The 784-nt window shown below is 75.9% G+C and carries 1 protein-coding gene; it reads left to right on the top strand.

Annotated features, from left to right (window positions below):
- Positions 1 to 76: 76 nt before the first annotated feature.
- Positions 77 to 784, top strand: a 708-nt coding sequence (locus tag QOL99_RS17300; RefSeq protein WP_285525647.1) for a serine hydrolase domain-containing protein, incomplete at its 3' end; no start/stop codon positions are given.

Below are 784 nucleotides of genomic sequence, written 5' to 3'. Positions count from 1 at the left end.
TGGGGGTGGACGCGGCGGGGGCGCGGGCGCGGCTGGAGGCGGCAGACGGGCACGCCCGCCTCGCGCTGGGGGAAGGGTGATTCCCGCCCGCACCCAGGAGGTGCTGCGCCGGGCGGTGGAGGGAGGCGATCTCCCCGGCGCGGCCCTGGGAGTGGTGGACGCGGGCGGGGAGCGCGAGACCCTGGTGCTGGGACACGCGGCGCTGGAGCCCGGACCCGTGCCGCTGGACGAGGACTTCTTCTGGGACCTCGCCAGCCTCACCAAGCCGCTGTTCACCGCGCGGGAGGTGCTGCGCGGGGTGGAGGCGGGGGTGCTGGACCTTGACGACCCCCTCCCGGCGCACCTGCCCGACCTCGCGTGGATGCAGGACACGGAACTCAAGACGCGGACGCTGCGCCAGCTGCTGACCCACACGGCGGGCCTGCCCGCCTGGGCGCCGCTGTACACCTGGGGCGAGGCGGAGACGGTCCAGGCGCGGCTGCTTCAGGAGCCCTGGCCGCTCTCGGCCCCCGGCGAGGTGGTCTACAGCGACCTGGGGTATCTGCTGCTGGGGAGGGTGCTGGAGCGGGTGCGGGGACAACCGCTGCGCGGCTTCCCGCTGGACCCCGGCCTGACCTTCACCCCCAACCCGGAGCGGACGGCGGCCACCGAGCATTGCCCCTGGCGCGGGCGGGTGCTGCGCGGCGAGACGCACGACGAGAACGCCTGGGCGCTGGGCGGCGTGGCGGGGCACGCGGGGCTGTTCGGAACGCTGGCGGGGGTGCTGGGGCAGGCCGAATCCCTG

It is taken from the genome of Deinococcus rhizophilus (genome assembly GCF_030271215.1).
GTDB lineage: Bacteria > Deinococcota > Deinococci > Deinococcales > Deinococcaceae > Deinococcus > Deinococcus rhizophilus.
This window is presented reverse-complemented; position numbering and strand designations above follow the sequence as displayed.